The following is an 18,334-nucleotide window of genomic DNA, read 5'->3' on the forward strand; positions in this document are numbered from 1 at the left end:
CTTTCACACAACTCACACAATTCACACAATGAGGTCAAGCTTGGGCTCGAACTTGAGAGTAGGCGTGTTCGTCGATGCGGAGAATGTTCGCTACAACGGTGGGTATCAGATGCGCTACGACGTGCTGCGCCTGTTCGCGGGACGGGAAGGCGGGATCCTTCAGCGGCTCAACACCTACATGGCCTTCGATGCCGAGCGAGCACGCGAGGATTCCGAATACAGGAAGAAGGCACAGACCTACCAACAAATGGTGCGTGACTTCGGCTGGAAGATCACCGTCAAGCTGGTCAGGCGCTACACGGATGAAAACGGCAACGTCACGACCAAGGCGAATGCCGATCTGGACATGGCCGTCGACGCCATGCTCCAGGCCAATCGGCTGGATCAGGTGCTGCTCGTGACGGGCGACGGCGATTTCCTGCAGGTGGTGGAAGCCCTGCAGAACACCGGCTGCAGAGTCGAGCTGATCGGATTCAAGAACGTCTCGCGCCTGCTGCAGCAGGAAGTGGATGCCTTCTACTCAGGCTTTCTGATCCCGGACCTGCTGCCAGTGACCTACGAGCCACGCAACGATTGGGGCAAACCAGGCTCCTGCGTGCGCGGCGTCTGCACCAAGTGGTTCCCGGAAAAGGGCTATGGCTTCCTGCGCATCATGGACCAGATCTCGCCGAATCTCTGGATCACCGACCCCCGTGAGCCGAACTCGCCCTACACCAGCGTCTTTTGCCATGCGAACGAGCTTGCGGAAGATGTGTCGGAAGACCTGCTGCTGAATCGCGAAACAGTGCTCGAGTTCTATGTCAACGAGAGCGATCAAAAAGATAATGGACTGGTTGCGAACAATGTGAGGCTTGCCTTCTCGGTCAATCGCTGAGGCATCGCACTCCGGCTGCGTCACGGCCGGCACCACGCGAATGAGTCGAGCCGGACAGAACGGACAACGGCCTCGCGTCAAGTAGGTTATGCTGGTTGGCCGAAACAGGTTCGCTCGAACCCTGGCACCCGAGAGTATGCTCCGCAACACCGGATGCTTCAGGGAACGGCTCGATCTCCAGGATCCCCCACGTCCCTAGAGACTGCTCGACCAGGAAAGGCAGCCCATGTCAACGGATCAAGTCAAAGTCAAACCCTCTGGACTCGCTTGGCGCCTAGTCAAGGATCAGTTGATCTCCGAGGAGCAGATGCGCAATGCCTACGAGGGGGCGATGGCCGAGGGCCAAAGCTTCGTCCAGCACCTGGTACAGCAGAAGCTCCTCGACAGCCGCCGCATCGCGCTCGCCGCCTCGCATGAGTTCGGCGTCCCCTTGCTCGACCTGAGCGCCTTCGAGCCGTCGAACTTCCCGATGAGCCTGGTCGATGAGCGCCTGATCCGCAAACACCGCGCGCTCCCGCTCCTGAAACGCGGCAACCGACTCTTTATCGCCCTCTCCGACCCGACCAACGATCAGGCCCTCGAAGAGATCCGCTTCAACACGGGCCTCTCCACCGACGCCATCCTGGTCGAGGAAGACAAGCTCAATGTCGCGATCGAAGCGGCGCTGCAAGCCAACGACACCACCAACATCAGCGAGTTCCAGGATGCCGACCTGGAGAATCTGGAGCTCGGCGGAGACGATGACGAGCAGCGCGCCGAATCGGACGCCAACATCGACGAAGCGCCTGTGGTGCGCTACATCAACAAGGTGCTGGTGGATGCCATCACCTGCGGCGCCTCGGATATCCACTTCGAGCCCTTCGAGAAGTTCTTCCGGATCCGCTTCCGACAGGACGGTCTGCTGCGAGAGGTCGGCAATCCCCCGCTCAACCTCGCGGGGCGACTGACCGCGCGCCTCAAGGTCATGTCGCGCATGAACATCGCCGAGCGTCGCGTTCCGCAAGACGGCCGCATCAAGCTCAAATTGAGCGCCACGCGCGACATTGACTTTCGCGTCAATACCTTGCCAACGCTGTACGGCGAAAAGGTCGTCTTGCGTATCCTCGACTCGAGTGCCGCCCGCGTAGGCATCGAATCACTTGGATTCGAGGTCGAACAACGTGAGGCGTTTCTCAAAGCGATCAAGAAGCCTTATGGCATGATCCTGGTTACCGGTCCGACCGGATCGGGGAAGACGGTATCCCTGTACAGCGCACTCAATATCCTGAACGAGCCCGAGATCAACATCTCCACCGTCGAAGACCCCGTCGAGATCCAGGTCGCTGGGATCAATCAGGTCAACTTGAACCCAAAGAGCGGGTTGACCTTCGCGGCGGCGTTGAGGGCATTTCTTCGCCAGGATCCGGATATCATCATGGTCGGCGAGATCCGCGACCTCGAGACCGCCGAAATTGCGGTCAAGGCGGCTCAAACAGGTCACTTGGTGCTCTCGACACTGCACACCAATGATGCACCCCAGACGTTGACGCGTCTGGCCAACATGGGCGTGGCACCCTTCAACATCGCCTCGTCCGTGCTCCTCATCATGGCGCAGCGGCTCGCCCGACGCCTCTGCACGCATTGCCGGACACCCGTGGATCTGCCGCGTGAAGCACTCCGGGAGGAGGGCTTCAAGGACGATGAGATCGACGAAGGATTGACCATCTACGGCCCCGTCGGCTGCGAGCACTGCAACAAGGGCTACCGGGGCCGCGTGGGCATCTTCCAGGTCATGCCGATCTCCGAGGCCGTCACGCGGCTCATCCTGGAAGGGGGCAATTCGATGCAGTTGGCTGATCAGGCCCGTCTCGAGGGGATCGCCGATCTCCGCGCGTCTGGACTGCGCAAAGTCAAGGCGGGAGTCACGAGCCTGGAAGAGCTCAATCGCGTCACCAAGGAATAAACCACGGAGTCATCACGATGGCACTGGCAGCAGCAAACAAGCTCAAGGCAAAGCCCAAGGCCAAGCCCGCAACCGAGCAGGCCCGCGTATTCGCCTGGGAGGGCATGGACCGACGCGGCGCGCGCGTCAAGGGCGAGAGCCGCGCGCAGAGTATCAATGCCGTGCGTGCCGATCTTCGTCGCCAGGGCGTCAACCCGACCAAGGTCAAGGCGAAGCCAAAACCACTGCTGGGCACCGGCAAGAAAAAGATCACCGGACAGGATCTGTCGATCTTCACCCGCCAGCTGGCCACCATGATGACCGCCGGCGTCCCCCTGGTCCAAGCCTTCGACATCGTGGGACGCGGACACGACAATCCGTCCATGCAGGACATGATTCTGTCCATCAAGCAGGACATCGAGGGCGGCACCGGAGTCGCGCCCGCGCTCGCCAAGTATCCACTCTACTTCGATGACCTCGTCTGCAGTCTGGTCGCGGCCGGCGAACAGGCGGGTGTCCTCGACGTCCTGCTCGACAAGATCGCGACCTACAAGGAGAAGACCGAGTCCATCAAAGGCAAGATCAAGAAGGCACTCTTCTACCCGGCCGCCGTCATCGTGGTGGCCATCGTGGTCACCGTCGTCATCCTGCTCTTCGTCATCCCGCAGTTCAAAGAACTCTTCACCAGCTTCGGCGCGGACTTGCCGGCCTTCACGCTCATGGTCATCGGTCTGTCCGACATCGTGCGGGAATGGTGGTGGGCGATGCTCCTGGGCTTCGCCGGGCTCGTCTATGGCATCCGCTACGTCTTCAAGCGCTCGCGCAAGTTCCGCGAGGTCGTGGACCGCGCCTCGCTGAAGATCCCGGTCATCGGCGGCATCCTCAACAAGGCCGCGCTGGCCAGGTTCGCGCGCACGCTCTCGACCATGTTCGCCGCCGGCGTCCCGCTCGTCGAGGCCCTGCAGTCGGTCTCCGGCGCGACTGGCAACATCGTCTATCAGGACGCGGTGCTCAAGATGCGCGAGGAGGTCGCGACCGGCCAGTCCCTGCAACTGGCAATGCGTCAGCGCGACATTTTCCCTCACATGGTCATCCAAATGACGGCCATCGGCGAGGAATCCGGCGCGCTCGACGACATGCTGGGCAAGGTGGCCGACTTCTACGAGGAGCAGGTGGACAATGCCGTGGACAGCCTGAGCAGCCTGCTGGAGCCGATGATCATGGTCGTCATCGGCGGGCTGGTAGGTAGTCTGGTCGTCGCCATGTATTTGCCGATCTTCAAGCTCGCCGCGGTCGTCTAAGCCCAATGCCCGGCCAAGAGATCCTCAGCCTGCTCCAGGAGAACGAAGGCCTGCTCTACGCAACGGCCATCGCCCTAGGGCTCATCATGGGCAGCTTCCTCAATGTCGTCATCCTGCGGGTCCCGAAGATGATGGAGGCGGGCTGGCGGCGCGACTGCGCCGAGTTGAATGGCGAGGGGGAGGCATCCGCGGATGACAGCCCGCCGGCCCTAACGCTCTCCAATCCGCCCTCGACTTGCCCCGCGTGCGGACACCGGATTCGCGCCTACGAGAACATCCCGGTCGTCAGCTATCTCCTCCTGCGTGGCCGCTGCTCGGCCTGCGGCACGCGCATCAGCGTCCGATACCCCTTGGTCGAGATGGCCACGGCGCTTCTGACCCTGGTCGTGGTCGCCCAATTCGGGGTGACCTGGCAGATGGGGGCGGCCCTGATGTTGACCTGGACCTTGATCGCGCTCGCCCTGATCGACTACGACACCCAGCTGCTTCCGGACAGCATCACCCTGCCGCTGCTCTGGGTGGGGCTCTTCCTGAGCCTGTTCGACGTCTTCACCGATAGCCACTCCGCCATCATCGGCGCGGTGGCCGGCTACCTGAGCCTGTGGCTGGTCTTCCACCTCTTTCGCCTCACCACCGGCAAGGAGGGCATGGGATACGGAGACTTCAAGCTGCTGGGGCTCTTCGGCGCTTGGCTCGGATGGCAGTATCTCCCGCAGATCATCCTGCTCTCGGCGCTGACCGGCGCCGTCATCGGCATTGCCTTGATCCTCAGCGGCCGTCATGAGCAAGGCAAGCCCATGCCATTCGGCCCCTACCTCGCCGCGGCAGGATGGATCAGCCTGCTGTGGGGCGGCCCGATCAACGACGCCTACCTGCGCATCAGCGGACTCGGGTAGTCGCGCCAGATGCTTGTCATCGCCCTGACCGGCGGCATCGGTAGCGGCAAGACGAGCGTTTCCGACCAACTCGGAAAGCTGGGAGCCGGGATCATCGACACTGACCAGCTCTCGCGGGAGCTGACGGCACCAGGAAGCCCGATCCTCGCCCGCATCGCGGACGCCTTCGGGGAGGAGGTCCTCCAGACAGATGGCGCCCTGGATCGCGCGCGTTTGCGTGAGCAGGTCTTTCAGAACCCCGTTGCACGCGGCCGATTGGAAGCAATCCTGCATCCGGCGATCAAGACGCTCATGCTCGAGCGTCTAGCCTCGCTCGCCACGCCTTATGCCGTGCTCGTCATTCCATTGCTGTTCGAGACCGGCCAGCAGAACCTCGCCGACCGCGTCCTGGTCGTCGATATCCCTGAGCACCTTCAAATCGAACGGGTTGCGCAGCGTAGCGGTCTAGCGGAGGCAGAAATCCGGCGCATCCTCGCCAGCCAGGTCTCGCGCGAAACGCGCCTGGCGGGCGCCGACGACGTCATCGACAACAGCGGCGATGGCGCGGCGCTGGAGTCACAGGTCCGCCGGCTGCACGCGCGCTACCTGCGCCTTTCGGCGCCATAGGCGTCGCTTCAGAAGGCCCGCGACGCCCGCCAATCGCCGAAGCTCTCGGTCAGGTAGGCCTTGCTGAGGATATAGCTCAGCACGTTCCTGAGCCGATAGAAGCCGACGACCGAATCGAGCCGCATGATCTCCCGACCGCGCTCGTCGAAGAAGACCATCGCCGGGGCATAGAAAAGCCCGAGGTCAGCCGCCCATTCACGCGCCGTCGTTCGTTCGCCCGCCGGCGTGACCACGGGCGTATCCGACCACATGTCCAACTGCACACTGTCGAGGTCGCCAAAGTGCCGGCTGATCGCCGAAGACTTCAGCGCCTGGCCGTGCAGCACGTCGCAGGGATGACAATCACCCTGCTCGAAGAAGACGACCAAGGGACGCTCCGCCGGGTAGCGGCGATCCAGATTGAAGGGTGGCGCGGCGAAAAACGGCTCCTCGTTGAGATCCTCGGCATCGAACACCATGCGGTTGTCGCCACGGGCGAGATAGTCGCGAAAGGCCTCACGCCTGTAGTGACCGTCCGCCACGTACTCGAGCGCGGCCCGAAACTGGTACGGCGGGTAATAACCGCGCAGCCGCAGTGCCACCTCACCCTTGGCGTCAATGAAGAGGATGGCCGGCGTAAAATCCATCTGCTCCTGGTGCGACCACTCCCGTTCCGTCACCACCTCGCCCGACAGCGTGGTGACCTCATCGACGCCCCAGATGTCGATCGGGATCAGATCGAAGTGCCGCCGGGTATATTCGACGATATCCTGGAGACCGAAATTGACCTCGATGAGTTGATGACAGTAGGGGCAGCGCTTCTGCCCGAAATAGAGGATCAGCCCCTTCTTGTCCTGGGCGAGCGCCTCATCGAGATCGGCCCGGATGTCCAGAAAGCTCCGCTTGAACCAGCTCGGGTACTGCAGGACATCCCCGCGCGGAAAGTCGTCGAAGCTGTAAGCGTCCCGATCGGCTTGACCGGCCTCCGCGGCGAGAGCGCCAGTCCACCAGAGGAGACCGACAGACAGCATCAGGGCGATCGATTTGGGGAAGATTGACATACCAGCCCTCCATCCGGGCATTCAGGCGATCGAGGCGAATGCGACCCGCCAATCAGCCGACGGCGGCAGGATCCGTTGCCTTGACGGCTGACATCATAGCGTCTCGCGCTCCAGAAACCGCATGGCCAGAAAGAGCGCGGCAATGGATCTGGCCTCGTCGAAGTCCTCGCGCGCCAGCAGGGCATCGAGCTGGTCCAACCGCCAGGGCACGACCTCGATGGGCTCGGGCTCGTCTCCCGGCAGTCGCTGCGGATAGAGGTCTCGCGCCAGCACGATGAGGCTGTGGTGCTGGATGTAGCCCGGAACCAGCGAAAGGCGGTCGATGATGCGCAGATCCCTAGCGCCATAGCCGATCTCCTCCTGGATCTCGCGATTGGCCGCGGTCAGCGGATCCTCGCCCGGCTCGACGACGCCCTTGGGGAGGCCCAGCTCATAGCGCTCGCTGCCCGCCCCATATTCGCGGATCAGGAGGACCGTCTCCGCATCCAGGATCGGTACAATCAACACAGAGTCTGCGCCACCCGGCACACGCTCGTAGGTGCGGCGGGTGGCGTTGGAAAATTCCAGATCGATCTCCTCGATCCGAAAGAGACGGCTGTGCGCAACCAGCCGCCGACCGACTATCCTGGGCTTTGTCCGCATGAGCGGGCTCCTAACTGGACGACGAGAGCATGACAGCGACGCATGACGGGCTCGATTGGAGCCGGATCGACAGTGTCTTCCTCGACATGGACGGGACGCTGCTCGACCTGCACTTCGACAATCACTTCTGGCTCGAACACGTCCCACGGCGCTACGGGGAGGCGCGCGGGCTCTCGCTCGAAGCCGCCAAGGCAGAGCTGATTCCGCGTTACCGCGACATCGAAGGCACGCTGAGCTGGTACTGCGTCGATCATTGGAGTCGGGAGCTGGGCCTCGACATCGTCCTGCTCAAGCAGGAGGTCGAACACCTCATCGCCGTTCATCCACACGTCATGGACTTCCTGGAGTCCCTGGCCGCGCTGGGCAAGCGGCGCGTCCTGGTCACCAACGCACACCAAAAGACGCTCGATCTCAAGCTCCAGCGCACCCGGCTCTCGGGGCATCTGGAGCGGGTCATCTCCTCGCACGATCTTGGCGTGGCGAAGGAATCACCGGACTTCTGGCCGAGACTGCACGCCATCGAACCCTTCGACCCGGAGAAAACGCTCTTCGTCGACGACAACCTCAGCGTCCTCCAGGCCGCGCGGGACTATGGCTTCCGCTGGCTGCTCGCCGTCATGGAGCCGGACTCCAAGAAGCCCAGGCGCGAAATCGACAGCTTCCCGGCGATCGCCAACTTCTCCGAGCTGATGCCGCTGCCCGGACCCTGATCCCGGACACGGCCCTCGACCGTCACCACGACGAATAGGCTCGGCGCACCTCAGTCGACGGTCTCCGGCGTTGAACTCGGGCTCGTCAAGGCGCCATTCGACGGCGCCTCCGCGGCCGGCTTACGCCGACGCCGGCGGCGCTTGGGTTTCGCCTCACCCTCACCCTCACCGTCCCGAGCCTCGGCCGAGCCGTCCGGCGGGGCCTCGGCAACAGGTGGCGGACTGGTCAGCGCCGCCTGCTCCGCAACAGGGCGGCTACCCCGGCGCCTGGGCTTCGGCGTTGGCGGCGGCTCCATTGCCGGAGCCGCGGCAATCACAGGCTCGACCAGCGCGGGCGTCTCGGCCAAGACCGGGGCTTCGCTGACCGGACTTGGCTGCACCTTGGACGGGCGATCCTCCCGGACCCGCCGACCACGGCTCTCGCGCTGTTCGCCGCGCTCCGCGGGGCGCCCCCGAGGCTGGCGCCCCTCACGTCGGTCTTCGCGATCGGCCCTGTCCGGACGCAGACGGCTGCGTGGATCGACCTCGGCCAGCAGCGCGGAGGCCACGGGCAGCACCGGGATCTTCGCCCCGATGAAGGACTCGATGTCGGGCAGGCAGAAGGCATAGGTCTCGCAGACGAAGCCAATGGCATCACCCGCCGCGCCGGCACGCGCCGTTCGACCGATCCGGTGAACATAGTCCTCCGGATCTTCCGGAAGATCGTAGTTGACGACATGGGTCACGTCGGGAATATGCAGGCCACGCGCGGCAACATCCGTACCGACCAGGACGGGTAGCGCGCCCTCGGTGAAATCCCGCAGCAGCTTGAGACGCTTCTGCTGTGGTACGTCGCCGGAGAGCACGGCGGTATTGATGCCATTGCCTTGCAGATAGCCCCAGACGCGGTCCGCTTCCCGCTTGGTGTTGACGAACACGATGATGCGCCCGTCCGGCCAGCCACGCACGAGCCCCAGCAGGAGCGAAATCTTCTCCTCATTGGAGGTCATATAGCAGCACTGGGTCACGCGATCCGCCGTGACCTGATCGGCCTCGATCTTGATCAGCTGCGGATGATTCATGTGCTCGTAGGCGAGCTCCGTCACCCGGTAAGAGAGGGTCGCCGAGAAGAGCATGCCCTGGCGGTCCTCGATCGGCGGCATCTGACGGAAGAGGTAGCGGATGTCCTTGATGAAGCCGAGATCGAACATGCGGTCGGCCTCGTCCAGGACCACCGCCTCGATCCCCTTGAGGTCGAAGACCCGTTGCTTGAAATAGTCGATCAGGCGACCGGGGGTGCCGATCAGGATGTCGACACCGGCAGCCAGATCGTCGCGTTGTGTCTGGTAGCCGGTCCCGCCATAGACCACGATCGAGCGCAGTCCAGTGTGCTTGGCCAGCAGCAAGGTGTCCTTGTGGATCTGGACCGCGAGCTCGCGCGTCGGCGCCAGAATGAGGGCGCGCGGCCGGCAGCGACCTTCCGCCTGACCCGCGGGCCGGCTGAGGAGGCGCTGCATCACGACCAAGAGAAAGGCGGCCGTCTTGCCGGTGCCGGTTTGGGCCTGGCCCGCGACATCATGCCCTTCGAGCGCGATCGGCAGGGTCTCGGCTTGGATCGGCGTGCAAAACGTGAACCCCGCGTCGGCGAGGCCGGCCAGGATCCGCTGGTCGAGCGCAAAGCTGTCGAAGCGGGTCTGGGTAAGGTGTGTATCTGTCATTCAGCTAGGCGTCCGAATTGGCTGTCAGTAAGTGTCTAGCCTCGCGGACGGGCAAGGCTTGCAAATTAGGTTGGCTTTGGATCAAATAGCATCTTACTCAAGGGCTCATACCAACGCCAATACGCCCGCCTGCTCCTCGCCCGATCCGCGCGACGCCTCTGCGGCTTGTCCCACGCCCTCTTATGCCAACGACCCAACGAAACAACTAATGGGAGACGACTTCAGTGAGCGATAGCATCGTCCACGTGACCGATGACTCTTTCGAAGAAGAGGTTCTCAAATCCCCCGAGCCAGTGCTTGTCGATTACTGGGCCGACTGGTGCGGGCCCTGCAAGATGATCGCGCCCGTCTTGGATGAAATCGCCGGCGAATATGCGGGCCGCATCAAGGTTGCGAAGCTCAACATCGACGAAAATCCTGGAACCCCGCCCCGTTACGGCATTCGCGGCATTCCCACGCTGATGCTCTTCCGCGGCGGAGAAGTCGAGGCCACCAAGGTCGGCGCCGTCTCCAAGTCGCAACTGACCGCCTTCATCGACAGCAACCTCTGAGACAATAACCTCTGATCGGCCAACGCCACCGCCGCCGATCCGGACCTCGCGTCCTCCGGGAGACCCAGCACTCAAGCCAAATCGACATGGGGCGTCCTCTGCGACGCCCTCTCTCCGGTAAGCTGCCGCCCCTAACCGCATTCCCCCGCGACGTCGTTCCTACGCGGGGCGCTGCCTACCAGCCACGACCTCTGTCTTATCGAAAACCGTGATGAATCTAACTGAGCTCAAGAAGATGCCTGTGCCCAACCTGGTGGCACTGGCGCAATCCATGGAAATCGAAGGAGTTGGACGCTCCCGCAAGCAGGATCTGATCTTCGCCATCCTCAAGGCGCAGGCCAAGAAGGGCGAAGATATTTACGGCGACGGCGTGCTCGAGATCCTCTCTGACGGATTCGGCTTCTTGCGCTCCGCGGATGCCTCCTATCTGGCCGGACCAGACGATATCTATGTCTCGCCCAGCCAGATCCGCCGCTTCGCGCTGCGCACCGGCGATACCATCTCCGGCAAGATCAGGCCGCCCAAGGATGGCGAGCGCTACTTCGCCCTGCTGAAGGTCAACGACATCAACTTCGACCGGCCCGAGAACGCCAAGTCGAAGATTCTGTTCGAGAACTTCACCCCGCTGTTCGCTCAGAAGCGCCTCACGCTCGAGATCGGCAACGGCAGCACCGAGGACATCACCGCGCGCACCATCGACCTGGTCGCCCCCATCGGCAAGGGCCAGCGCGGCCTCATCGTCTCACCGCCCAAGGCCGGTAAGACCATGATGTTGCAGAACATCGCCCAGTCGATCGGGCACAACCACCCGGATTGCTACCTCATCGTCCTGCTGATCGACGAGCGCCCGGAAGAGGTCACCGAGATGTCTCGCTCGGTGCGCGGCGAAGTCATCTCCTCCACCTTCGACGAGCCCGCGACACGCCATGTCCAGGTGGCGGAGATGGTCATCGAGAAGGCCAAGCGGCTGGTCGAGCACAAACGTGACGTCGTCATCCTGCTGGACTCCATCACCCGGCTCGCGCGCGCCTACAACACCGTGGTCCCCTCCTCGGGCAAGGTGCTCACCGGCGGCGTCGACGCCAACGCCCTGCAGCGGCCGAAGCGCTTTTTCGGCGCCGCGCGCAACGTCGAGGAAGGCGGCAGTCTGACGATCCTCGCCACGGCGCTCGTCGACACCGGATCACGCATGGACGACGTCATCTACGAAGAGTTCAAGGGCACCGGCAACATGGAGATCCACATGGATCGCCGCATCGCCGAGCGCCGCATTTTCCCTTCCATCAACATCAACCGTTCCGGCACCCGCCGAGAAGAGTTGCTGATGGGCCAGGCCGAACTGCAGAAGATGTGGATCCTGCGCAAGATCCTGCACCCGATGGACGAACTGGCAGCCATGGAGTTCCTGCACGACAAGCTCAAGGCGACCAAGACGAACGACGAGTTCTTCTCGTCCATGAAGGGCTGAAGGCCCAGCCATGAGCCGGATACGCCACGATCGCGGATCGTGGCGACCCGGGGTCGGCGCGCGGGACGCCATCAGATCAGGATCCCGTCGCGGCCATTCTCCTTGACTTGGTAGAGTTTCTTGTCCGCCGAGTCGATGAAGGCATCCAACGTCTCCCCACGGTACTCGCTCACCCCGCCACTGACCGTCACCTGGAGTCCCTCGTACTCCCATTCGACGGACTTCAACGCAACAGCGATTCGGCCCGCCGCCTCCAGCGCCTGTTGGCCATTCGAATTCGGCAGGACGACGAGGAATTCCTCGCCGCCATAGCGGCCCGCGACATCGACCTCCCGGAGACTGCTCTTGAGCACGGCGGCGAACTGAATCAACACCTCGTCTCCGGTGCGATGCCCAAAGGCGTCGTTGATCGCTTTGAAATGGTCGAGATCGAAGAGGACGATGGACAAGGGATGGCCATACCGCCGAACCAGCTCGATCTCCTTGGCGAGATGCTGGTACAGGAACCGCCGGTTGTAGAGGCCTGTCAACCCATCCGTCTGCGAAGCGAGCTTCAGCTCGTCCTGAATGGCCTTGAGTTCGGAGATATCGACCATGGTCACGAGCCGGCTCGGCGAGCCTGAAAAGCTCACCGGCATGGTGGAGACCAGGGCCCAACGTTGCCGGCCATCCGATCCCTGCAAACCGGTCTCACTGGGCGCGCCATACTCGACCGGCAGCCCACTGCTCTGAAGTTGCCGCCAAATCGGGCTGCTGAGGCGCCCGGCGGCATCCTCCGTGAGTTCGAGATAGGCCCTGGCCGCCCGGTTGGCTTGCCGAAGCGTGGATTGCCCCTTCCCGTTCAACACCATCGGGAAAGGCGCGGCCTCGAAGACCTGGCGCAGATTGGCCTCGCTGACCCCCAGACGCTTGAGCAGGCGGTTGGACTGGACCCAGGCGAAACCCGTGAGCCCGATGATGATGCCGACGCCCCACAGCAGTTTGGTGCGCAGAGCACTCAGGAGACGCTCCACGAAAAAGGCGTTGGAATGAAAGGTCGCGACACCGATCAGGAGCTGGGTTTTGGGATCGTAGAGCGGCACCCGGGAGATGAAGCACCCCTCCTCATGCTCCTGACCCATGGCGACGTCCAGACTGCCGCGCGGTGCCTCGACGAACTCATAATCCAGGCTAAGGCTGACGCGACGCACGAAGGGCTGCCGCGTTGCCGGATCCGCGAGCAGCAACACACTCCCCATGGTCGTGCGCAGCTCGCGCTCCAGGGCTGCCGGTGGAAGCCGGCTTCTCAGCACCTGTTCGAGCGATTGCGCATGGGCCTGCGCCATGGCCGCGGCACGGCTCCCGGCCTCCTCGCGCAACGCGGGCTCGAGCACGAACAGCCATTGCGCGCTCATGGTGCCGATGAGGAGTAGCCCGAGGAAGCCGAAGATCCAGGCCAGATTTCGCCCCATCCGCCGTGAGCGGAGGCGGCCATCCGCGAGCCAGCTCTCAGTTGCCTTCATAGTGACGGGCCACCTGAAGGAAGAAGGGCTTGAAGCGCACCTGAGCACGCGCGGCCTGCTTCAAATTGACATACGGCAGGATGCGGTCGGCCACATAGAGCCCGGCAACGGCCCCATCCTCCACGGCACCGGCGAACGGCGAAAAGACCAGTGTCCGATACCGCTCCGACCAAGCCCTGAGTTCTTTGGGATCGACACCCAGGCTGGCGACGAAAATTCCGGCGGGAGGCCCTCCCGCATACCCAGGCATGTCCTCCCCGCGCAGGATCTCAATCACCAGCGCCGAGCCCCGGATCCCATCCACCTCGCCCAGCCGCTCGGCGGCCTCCACCGCCGGAGCGCGCGCCCCTTGATACAGGACCAGGACGCGGAGACGACCGTCTTGCCCTCGATGCCCTTCCAACCCTTCCATGGCGCCCAGGAAGGCGGGAAAGAGCTTCAGACCGATGCGCAGGCGCTGCTCGTCCTCGCGCCAAAGACCCGCCGGATCGGCCTGAACGCCCCACGCGCCAGCCAAGAGCGCGCCGAGCAGGCAGCATCCGGCGGCGAGAGTCCTGAACCAATGACGCGAAGGGAACATGGGCCGCGCTCAGAAGGCGAATCCGACCGAGAGCCACCAACGCCGTCCCGGCCGCAGGTAGTCGTCCGGATAAAGCAGATCGACCCCGCCAAAGCGGGTGCGCTGTTCGAGATAACGGACCTCCTGATCGAAGAGGTTCTTGATCCCGGCACTGACGTAGGGACCACGCGGGGACTCACGGTAGTTGAGCGTCAGATCGGTCACGACGTAAGCCCCGGGATCGGACCGCTCGTCGGAATCGACGCGGTGTCGCTCGCCAACGTACTTCAGCTGAAGGGCGCCGATCCAAGACTCCCGCGGCCGCCACAGGAGCGCGAGATTGCCGAGCAGGTCGGCACCCCCGCTCAGATGCGCCCCGGATTCCGTGTGGGTCGCCTCCACATAGGAGACATTGGCGTCGACCTTGAGCTGCGCGCCCAAGCGGTGCTCATACTCCAGCTCCACGCCGCGTAGAAGCGTATCTTCCGAGTTGAGATAGCCGTCGAGGGTGACCTCGTCGAAGGTGATGGGCGCGGTCAGCTCGGACTGAAAGGCGGTCACGCGCGCCACCCAGTGCGGCGTGTTGAAGATATAGCCCAGCTCATAGGTGGCGATCTCGCTCGCCTCCAGGGACTCCTGCAACGCGTACTCCAGCTCATAGAAGGTCGGTGGCCGAAAGGCCCGCGCATACTGAGCCTTGAGGACCTGCTGCTCGTCGATCCGCCAGACGGCCGCCAGACGAGGACTCAGCATGGATCCCACGTCGTTGTAGTCGTCGTATCTGAGGGTGCCGGTCAGCGTGACTCGCTCATCCAGCTGAAACTGGTCCTGGAGCACCGTACTGAGGATATCGCGCCTGAGATCGGCATCGAGCCAGGTCGCGGGGATCTCGACATCCAGGTCCGGCCAATCCCATGTGACCTTGTCGACACCGACATGGCTCGCCTCCAGACCAAGCAGCCACTGATGCCGCGACGAGGGGCGCCACTGTAGCTCGGCCGCGCCGAGATAGCGCGTCTCGGTGTAATCCTGGTTCATGTAGATCGGCTCGTCGTCCAGGTAGCTGGCAGGAAAGACATAGAGCTGCTCACGGTTGCGCTGATGCTCCAGCACCTCGATACGCGCATGGCCATCGAGCTGCTGGGAGAGTGAGACGTCCTGCTGGAGGCGCAGCGAGAAAAAATGCAGCTGAGAGGCCAGGCGATGATCGGACGGCGGGAGAAAATGATTGATCCCGTAGAGGTCCCCATAGTCGTCCTCCAACAGCTTGAGATCGATGCGGGTCTTGTGCCAGTCCAGATCCGCGAAGAGCGACTTGTAGCGATGGGCCTCGTTGGTGCGACCGGGGGCATTCGAGAGCTCGGATTGGCCGCTCGGATAGAGGGCGTCTTGGGCGATGGGCACGCCTTCGCCATCCCCTTCCAAGCCCGCGAGATTCATGGAGAAGGACAAGGCTCGCCGCGGGTCGGTCCAGTTCCAGACCACCCCTCCGCCGGCGTCCGACACCTCCGCCGCCTGCGCATGAAGCCTCCGCTCGCGCTTGCGTGTGATGACATTGACGACACCGGCGTAGGCGTACCCACCATAGACCGAAGACCCAGGCCCGCGGATGACATCGATCCGCTCGACCTGCTCGATGGGGATGTTCAGCACCCCGTTGGCCGTTGCCAGCAGGGTCGAATTCATGGAGACGCCGTCGAGCATGATCTTGATGTTGCCCGAGGCATAGCCATAGCCGACACCCCGGCTCAGGACCTGGCGCTCTCCCGTCATCTCCAGGCCCTGGCTCATGCCGGGGACCAGGGCCAGGGCCTCCCACACAGTGCGCGCCCCGCGTGCCAGTAGGTCGTCACCCGAGAGGATGGTGGCCATGCCTGGCACGAAGTCGGCGTTCATCCCGGTCTTGGTCGCCAGTTGCGTTTGCGACTCGAGCATGGACATGAGGTCGTCCAGTTCGCGGGAATCCGCCACATTCCGAGCGGCACCGACCTTGGGGCCGGATAGGGAGAGGAGTCCAGCGCAACAGAGGGCGCTCAGGAGGACGCGTCGAACACCCGGCCCAAGGCCGTGCCAGGTGCCTTGACCTACATGGCCACGCCGGACCGCCATACGCTGCTCCAAATCTGCCGACCGCCAAAAGGCGGGCTGAGATGCACCGCCAGACAACCTAGTATGACGCGGTCCCACAAAAGAAAGCAAATCCATGATTAATATATTAATTTAATCAGAATGTCACGTCACCAAGACAGGTCTGCGTCCGCGGCGGAACCAGAGTCATTCGACGAAGACCGTCGCTTGCGCGGCACCGCCCTGACCATCGATCACGGACAGGGTCACGAAGCCAGGCCCATCCGGCGTCCAGCGCGCACTGCGCCCGAACGGCACGCGACTGAAGGGAGCGCCGTTGGCGAGCCAAGTGAAGGGCGGCACGCCACCGCGAACCTTCACGACCAGATCGGCCGCCCGACCTGAGCTGAGCCCGAGATCCACGCGCGCCCCCTCGGGCGGATAGGCGATCTCGGGCCGATCAGGGGCTGAGCCCAGCCCCCCTTGAGACGCCGCCGTGCGCACCCGTCGCATCGGCGGCGGGAGATCCGATCGGCTGCTCGCGAGGAGGATCCCCGGCGGCGCCGGCGCTAGCGGCGTCGGGGGACCGAGTCGCGCGAAGGCCTCGAGCAGAATGGGCGCGGCCGCATCGATGCCGATGAGGCCAGGCACGGGTGCGCCATCCGGCCGACCGACCCAGACACCGGCCACGTGACGACCGTCGAACCCCAGGGCCCAGGCATCGCGATAGCCATAGGAGGTTCCGGTCTTGAACGCGATCGAGCCCGCCCGCGCGACGCCGGGCGTCGGCACCCCGGACAGGATGGAGCTGACATACCAGGCCGCGCGCGCATCCAGCACCCGCCCGGAGCCCAACACAGGGCTGAACTCGCGCGGGACACCCAGCCCGCCCGACCCGACGGCAGCATCCTTGATCTCCCGTAGCTCGACGGCCTGCCCGCCGCGCGCCAGGGCGGCATAGAGACGCACGAGATCCGTCAAGGTGACGCCGACACCGCCGAGCCCGATCGCCAACCCAGGTGGCGACAGATTCGGCAAGGCGGGCCTGGCGCCGGCGCGGCGCAGACGGGCCACCAGCCGCGCCGGCCCGACCGCGTCCAGCAGCGTGATGGCGGGGATGTTCAGCGAGCGCTGCAGGGCGCGGCGCAGGGTGACCGTCCCCTGAAACTCCCGGTCGAAATTGGTCGGTACATAGCCGGCGAAAGCGCTCGGCCGATCCTCGATCAGACTCTCCGGGTGCGCGATGCCATCCTCGAAGGCAAGGCCGTAGATGAGCGGCTTCAGCGTGGAGCCGGGCGAGCGCGGCGCCCGGGTCATGTCGACATAGCCCTGGCGTTCGACCGCGATCGGGTCCGCGGATCCGATGGATACCAAGACCTCGCCGTCGGCATGCCGCGCCAGCAGCAGGGCAATGGACACCTTGTCGCCGAACGGCTGGACCCGCTCCGCCACCAGCCGCTCCAGGCGCCTTTGGAGTTCCGCGTCGATCGTCAGTCGCAGCCGATGGCGCCCCGGATGGGCGGCCCGCTGACGCTCGGCGAGATGCGCCGCCAGCATGGGGAATGAGCGACGCACCCGAGGGAGAGGCTCCGCGAGCGCCGCGCGCAGAGCGAGCCCATCGATCAAGCCCGCGGCCTGGGCGCGCTGGAGGATGACATCCCGTGCCCGCTGCGCCGCGCCCCGATCGCGGTCGGGCCGCCGGGCCTCCGGGGCCTGGGGGAGCGCGACCAGCAGCGCAGCCTCAGCGGTGGTCAGCCGCCCCGGCTCCTTGCCGAGCCAGGCGATCGCCGCGGCGTGGATCCCCTCGAGGTTGCCGCCGTAGGGCGCCAGGGTCAGGTAGAGGGTCAGGATCTCGTCCTTGCTCAGCTGGCGCTCCAGCGCCAGGGCCGCGCGGATCTGACGGAGCTTACCGCCCAGGTGCCGCGTGGAGCGACCGTCCAGGAGACGGACGGCCTGCATGGTCAGCGTCGAGCCGCCGGAGACGATATGACCCTGGGTCGCCCACTGCCAGGCGGCACGCAAGAGCGCGCGGACGTCGACACCCGCGTGCGCGCGAAAGCGGCGATCCTCGACGAATTGCAGCAGGCGCAGATACTCGGGGTCGACCTCCCCAAGCGCGACCGCCAGCCGCCAGCGGCCGCCCTCCACGGTGAAGGGCCGCAGCAGTTCGCCCTTGCGGTCCAGAACCAGGGTCGAGGTCGGCGGGTGGACGTCAGGAAGCTCGGCACCAGCGATCCAGGCATCCACGCCGAGCCAGGCGAGGGCGAGAAGGCTTGCCGAGAGCCCCGCGAGGAGCGCCGTGATGCGCAGCCTGAAGGCCAACCTGGGAGATGTCTCGACGCTGCCCCGCACCTCTGATCGCCACCCGCGTGTCAATGGACCGGACGAACGGGATGTCTCCATGGACTCCTGCCCGCCATCATGCCCCGAAGCGCCCGGTCAATCCCGTCCCAATCGTCATCGAACGGCCGAGGCCCGCCAGCCTCGCCAGCCCGGCTCC

At 64.3% G+C, this 18,334-nt stretch carries 15 protein-coding genes; 8 read left to right on the forward strand and 7 right to left on the reverse strand.

All coding sequences use genetic code 11. The features are described 5' to 3' along the window. The first annotated feature begins 40 nt into the window (after nt 1-40). The 5 genes from CKO23_RS02495 (at nt 41) to coaE (ending at nt 5,598) form a co-directional block, all read left to right on the forward strand. Entirely contained in the window at nt 41-874 is an 834-nt protein-coding gene (locus tag CKO23_RS02495; protein ID WP_200328173.1) for a LabA-like NYN domain-containing protein, read from the forward strand. Nucleotides 875-1,100: 226 nt separating this feature from the next. Next, nucleotides 1,101-2,816 carry a type IV-A pilus assembly ATPase PilB gene (pilB, locus tag CKO23_RS02500; RefSeq protein WP_200328174.1) on the forward strand — a complete coding sequence of 572 codons (1,716 nt, stop codon included), beginning with the start codon at nt 1,101-1,103 and terminating at the stop codon, nt 2,814-2,816. A gap of 17 nt (nt 2,817-2,833) precedes the next feature. Further along, nucleotides 2,834-4,096, forward strand: a complete 1,263-nt coding sequence (locus CKO23_RS02505) for a type II secretion system F family protein (RefSeq protein ID WP_200328175.1) — start codon at nt 2,834-2,836, stop codon at nt 4,094-4,096. 5 nt (nt 4,097-4,101) lie between these two features. Further along, complete coding sequence (locus CKO23_RS02510; RefSeq protein WP_200328176.1) at nt 4,102-4,992, forward strand: prepilin peptidase; 891 nt, start codon at nt 4,102-4,104, stop codon at nt 4,990-4,992. 9 nt (nt 4,993-5,001) lie between these two features. Beyond that, on the forward strand, nt 5,002-5,598 hold the full coding sequence (gene coaE / locus CKO23_RS02515) for a dephospho-CoA kinase (RefSeq protein WP_200328177.1): 597 nt from the start codon (nt 5,002-5,004) through the stop codon (nt 5,596-5,598). 8 nt (nt 5,599-5,606) lie between these two features. On the opposite strand, the gene CKO23_RS02520 is transcribed toward coaE, so the two are convergent. Together CKO23_RS02520 and nudE are read right to left on the reverse strand one after the other, a co-directional pair. Continuing rightward, entirely contained in the window at nt 5,607-6,638 is a 1,032-nt protein-coding gene (locus CKO23_RS02520; protein WP_200328178.1) for a thioredoxin family protein, read from the reverse strand. Between the two features lie 93 nt (nt 6,639-6,731). Next, on the reverse strand, nt 6,732-7,280 hold the full coding sequence (gene nudE, locus CKO23_RS02525) for an ADP compounds hydrolase NudE (RefSeq protein WP_200328179.1): 549 nt from the start codon (nt 7,278-7,280) through the stop codon (nt 6,732-6,734). A 29-nt stretch (nt 7,281-7,309) separates the two neighbouring features. On the opposite strand from nudE, the gene yrfG reads away from it, so the two are divergent. Continuing rightward, complete coding sequence (gene yrfG, locus CKO23_RS02530) at nt 7,310-7,990, forward strand: GMP/IMP nucleotidase (RefSeq protein WP_200328180.1); 681 nt, start codon at nt 7,310-7,312, stop codon at nt 7,988-7,990. A gap of 50 nt (nt 7,991-8,040) precedes the next feature. Here the strand turns inward: yrfG and CKO23_RS02535 are convergent, their stop codons facing one another. Next, on the reverse strand, nt 8,041-9,687 hold the full coding sequence (locus CKO23_RS02535) for a DEAD/DEAH box helicase (protein ID WP_200328181.1): 1,647 nt from the start codon (nt 9,685-9,687) through the stop codon (nt 8,041-8,043). A gap of 224 nt (nt 9,688-9,911) precedes the next feature. Between CKO23_RS02535 and trxA the strand changes: the two genes are divergently transcribed. Both trxA and rho read left to right on the forward strand, forming a co-directional pair. Beyond that, nucleotides 9,912-10,238 carry a thioredoxin TrxA gene (gene trxA / locus CKO23_RS02540; protein ID WP_164452420.1) on the forward strand — a complete coding sequence of 109 codons (327 nt, stop codon included), beginning with the start codon at nt 9,912-9,914 and terminating at the stop codon, nt 10,236-10,238. A gap of 211 nt (nt 10,239-10,449) precedes the next feature. After that, nucleotides 10,450-11,706 carry a transcription termination factor Rho gene (gene rho / locus CKO23_RS02545; protein ID WP_200328182.1) on the forward strand — a complete coding sequence of 419 codons (1,257 nt, stop codon included), beginning with the start codon at nt 10,450-10,452 and terminating at the stop codon, nt 11,704-11,706. 71 nt (nt 11,707-11,777) lie between these two features. Here the strand turns inward: rho and CKO23_RS02550 are convergent, their stop codons facing one another. The 4 genes from CKO23_RS02550 to pbpC form a co-directional block, all read right to left on the reverse strand. After that, nucleotides 11,778-13,208 (reverse strand): sensor domain-containing diguanylate cyclase, encoded by a 1,431-nt coding sequence (locus CKO23_RS02550; protein WP_200328183.1) that lies wholly within the window; start codon nt 13,206-13,208, stop codon nt 11,778-11,780. Further along, nucleotides 13,195-13,788, reverse strand: coding sequence for a hypothetical protein (locus CKO23_RS02555; protein WP_200328184.1), 594 nt, complete (start codon nt 13,786-13,788; stop codon nt 13,195-13,197). The genes CKO23_RS02550 and CKO23_RS02555 overlap by 14 nt, the downstream gene beginning before the upstream one ends. A gap of 9 nt (nt 13,789-13,797) precedes the next feature. Beyond that, nucleotides 13,798-15,876, reverse strand: a complete 2,079-nt coding sequence (locus tag CKO23_RS02560) for a TonB-dependent receptor plug domain-containing protein (RefSeq protein WP_200328185.1) — start codon at nt 15,874-15,876, stop codon at nt 13,798-13,800. A gap of 165 nt (nt 15,877-16,041) precedes the next feature. Continuing rightward, nucleotides 16,042-18,237 carry a penicillin-binding protein 1C gene (gene pbpC, locus CKO23_RS02565; RefSeq protein WP_200328186.1) on the reverse strand — a complete coding sequence of 732 codons (2,196 nt, stop codon included), beginning with the start codon at nt 18,235-18,237 and terminating at the stop codon, nt 16,042-16,044. Between the last annotated feature and the right edge of the window lie 97 nt (nt 18,238-18,334).

This window comes from Thiocystis violacea (assembly GCF_016583565.1).
Taxonomy (GTDB): domain Bacteria; phylum Pseudomonadota; class Gammaproteobacteria; order Chromatiales; family Chromatiaceae; genus Thiorhodococcus; species Thiorhodococcus violaceus_A.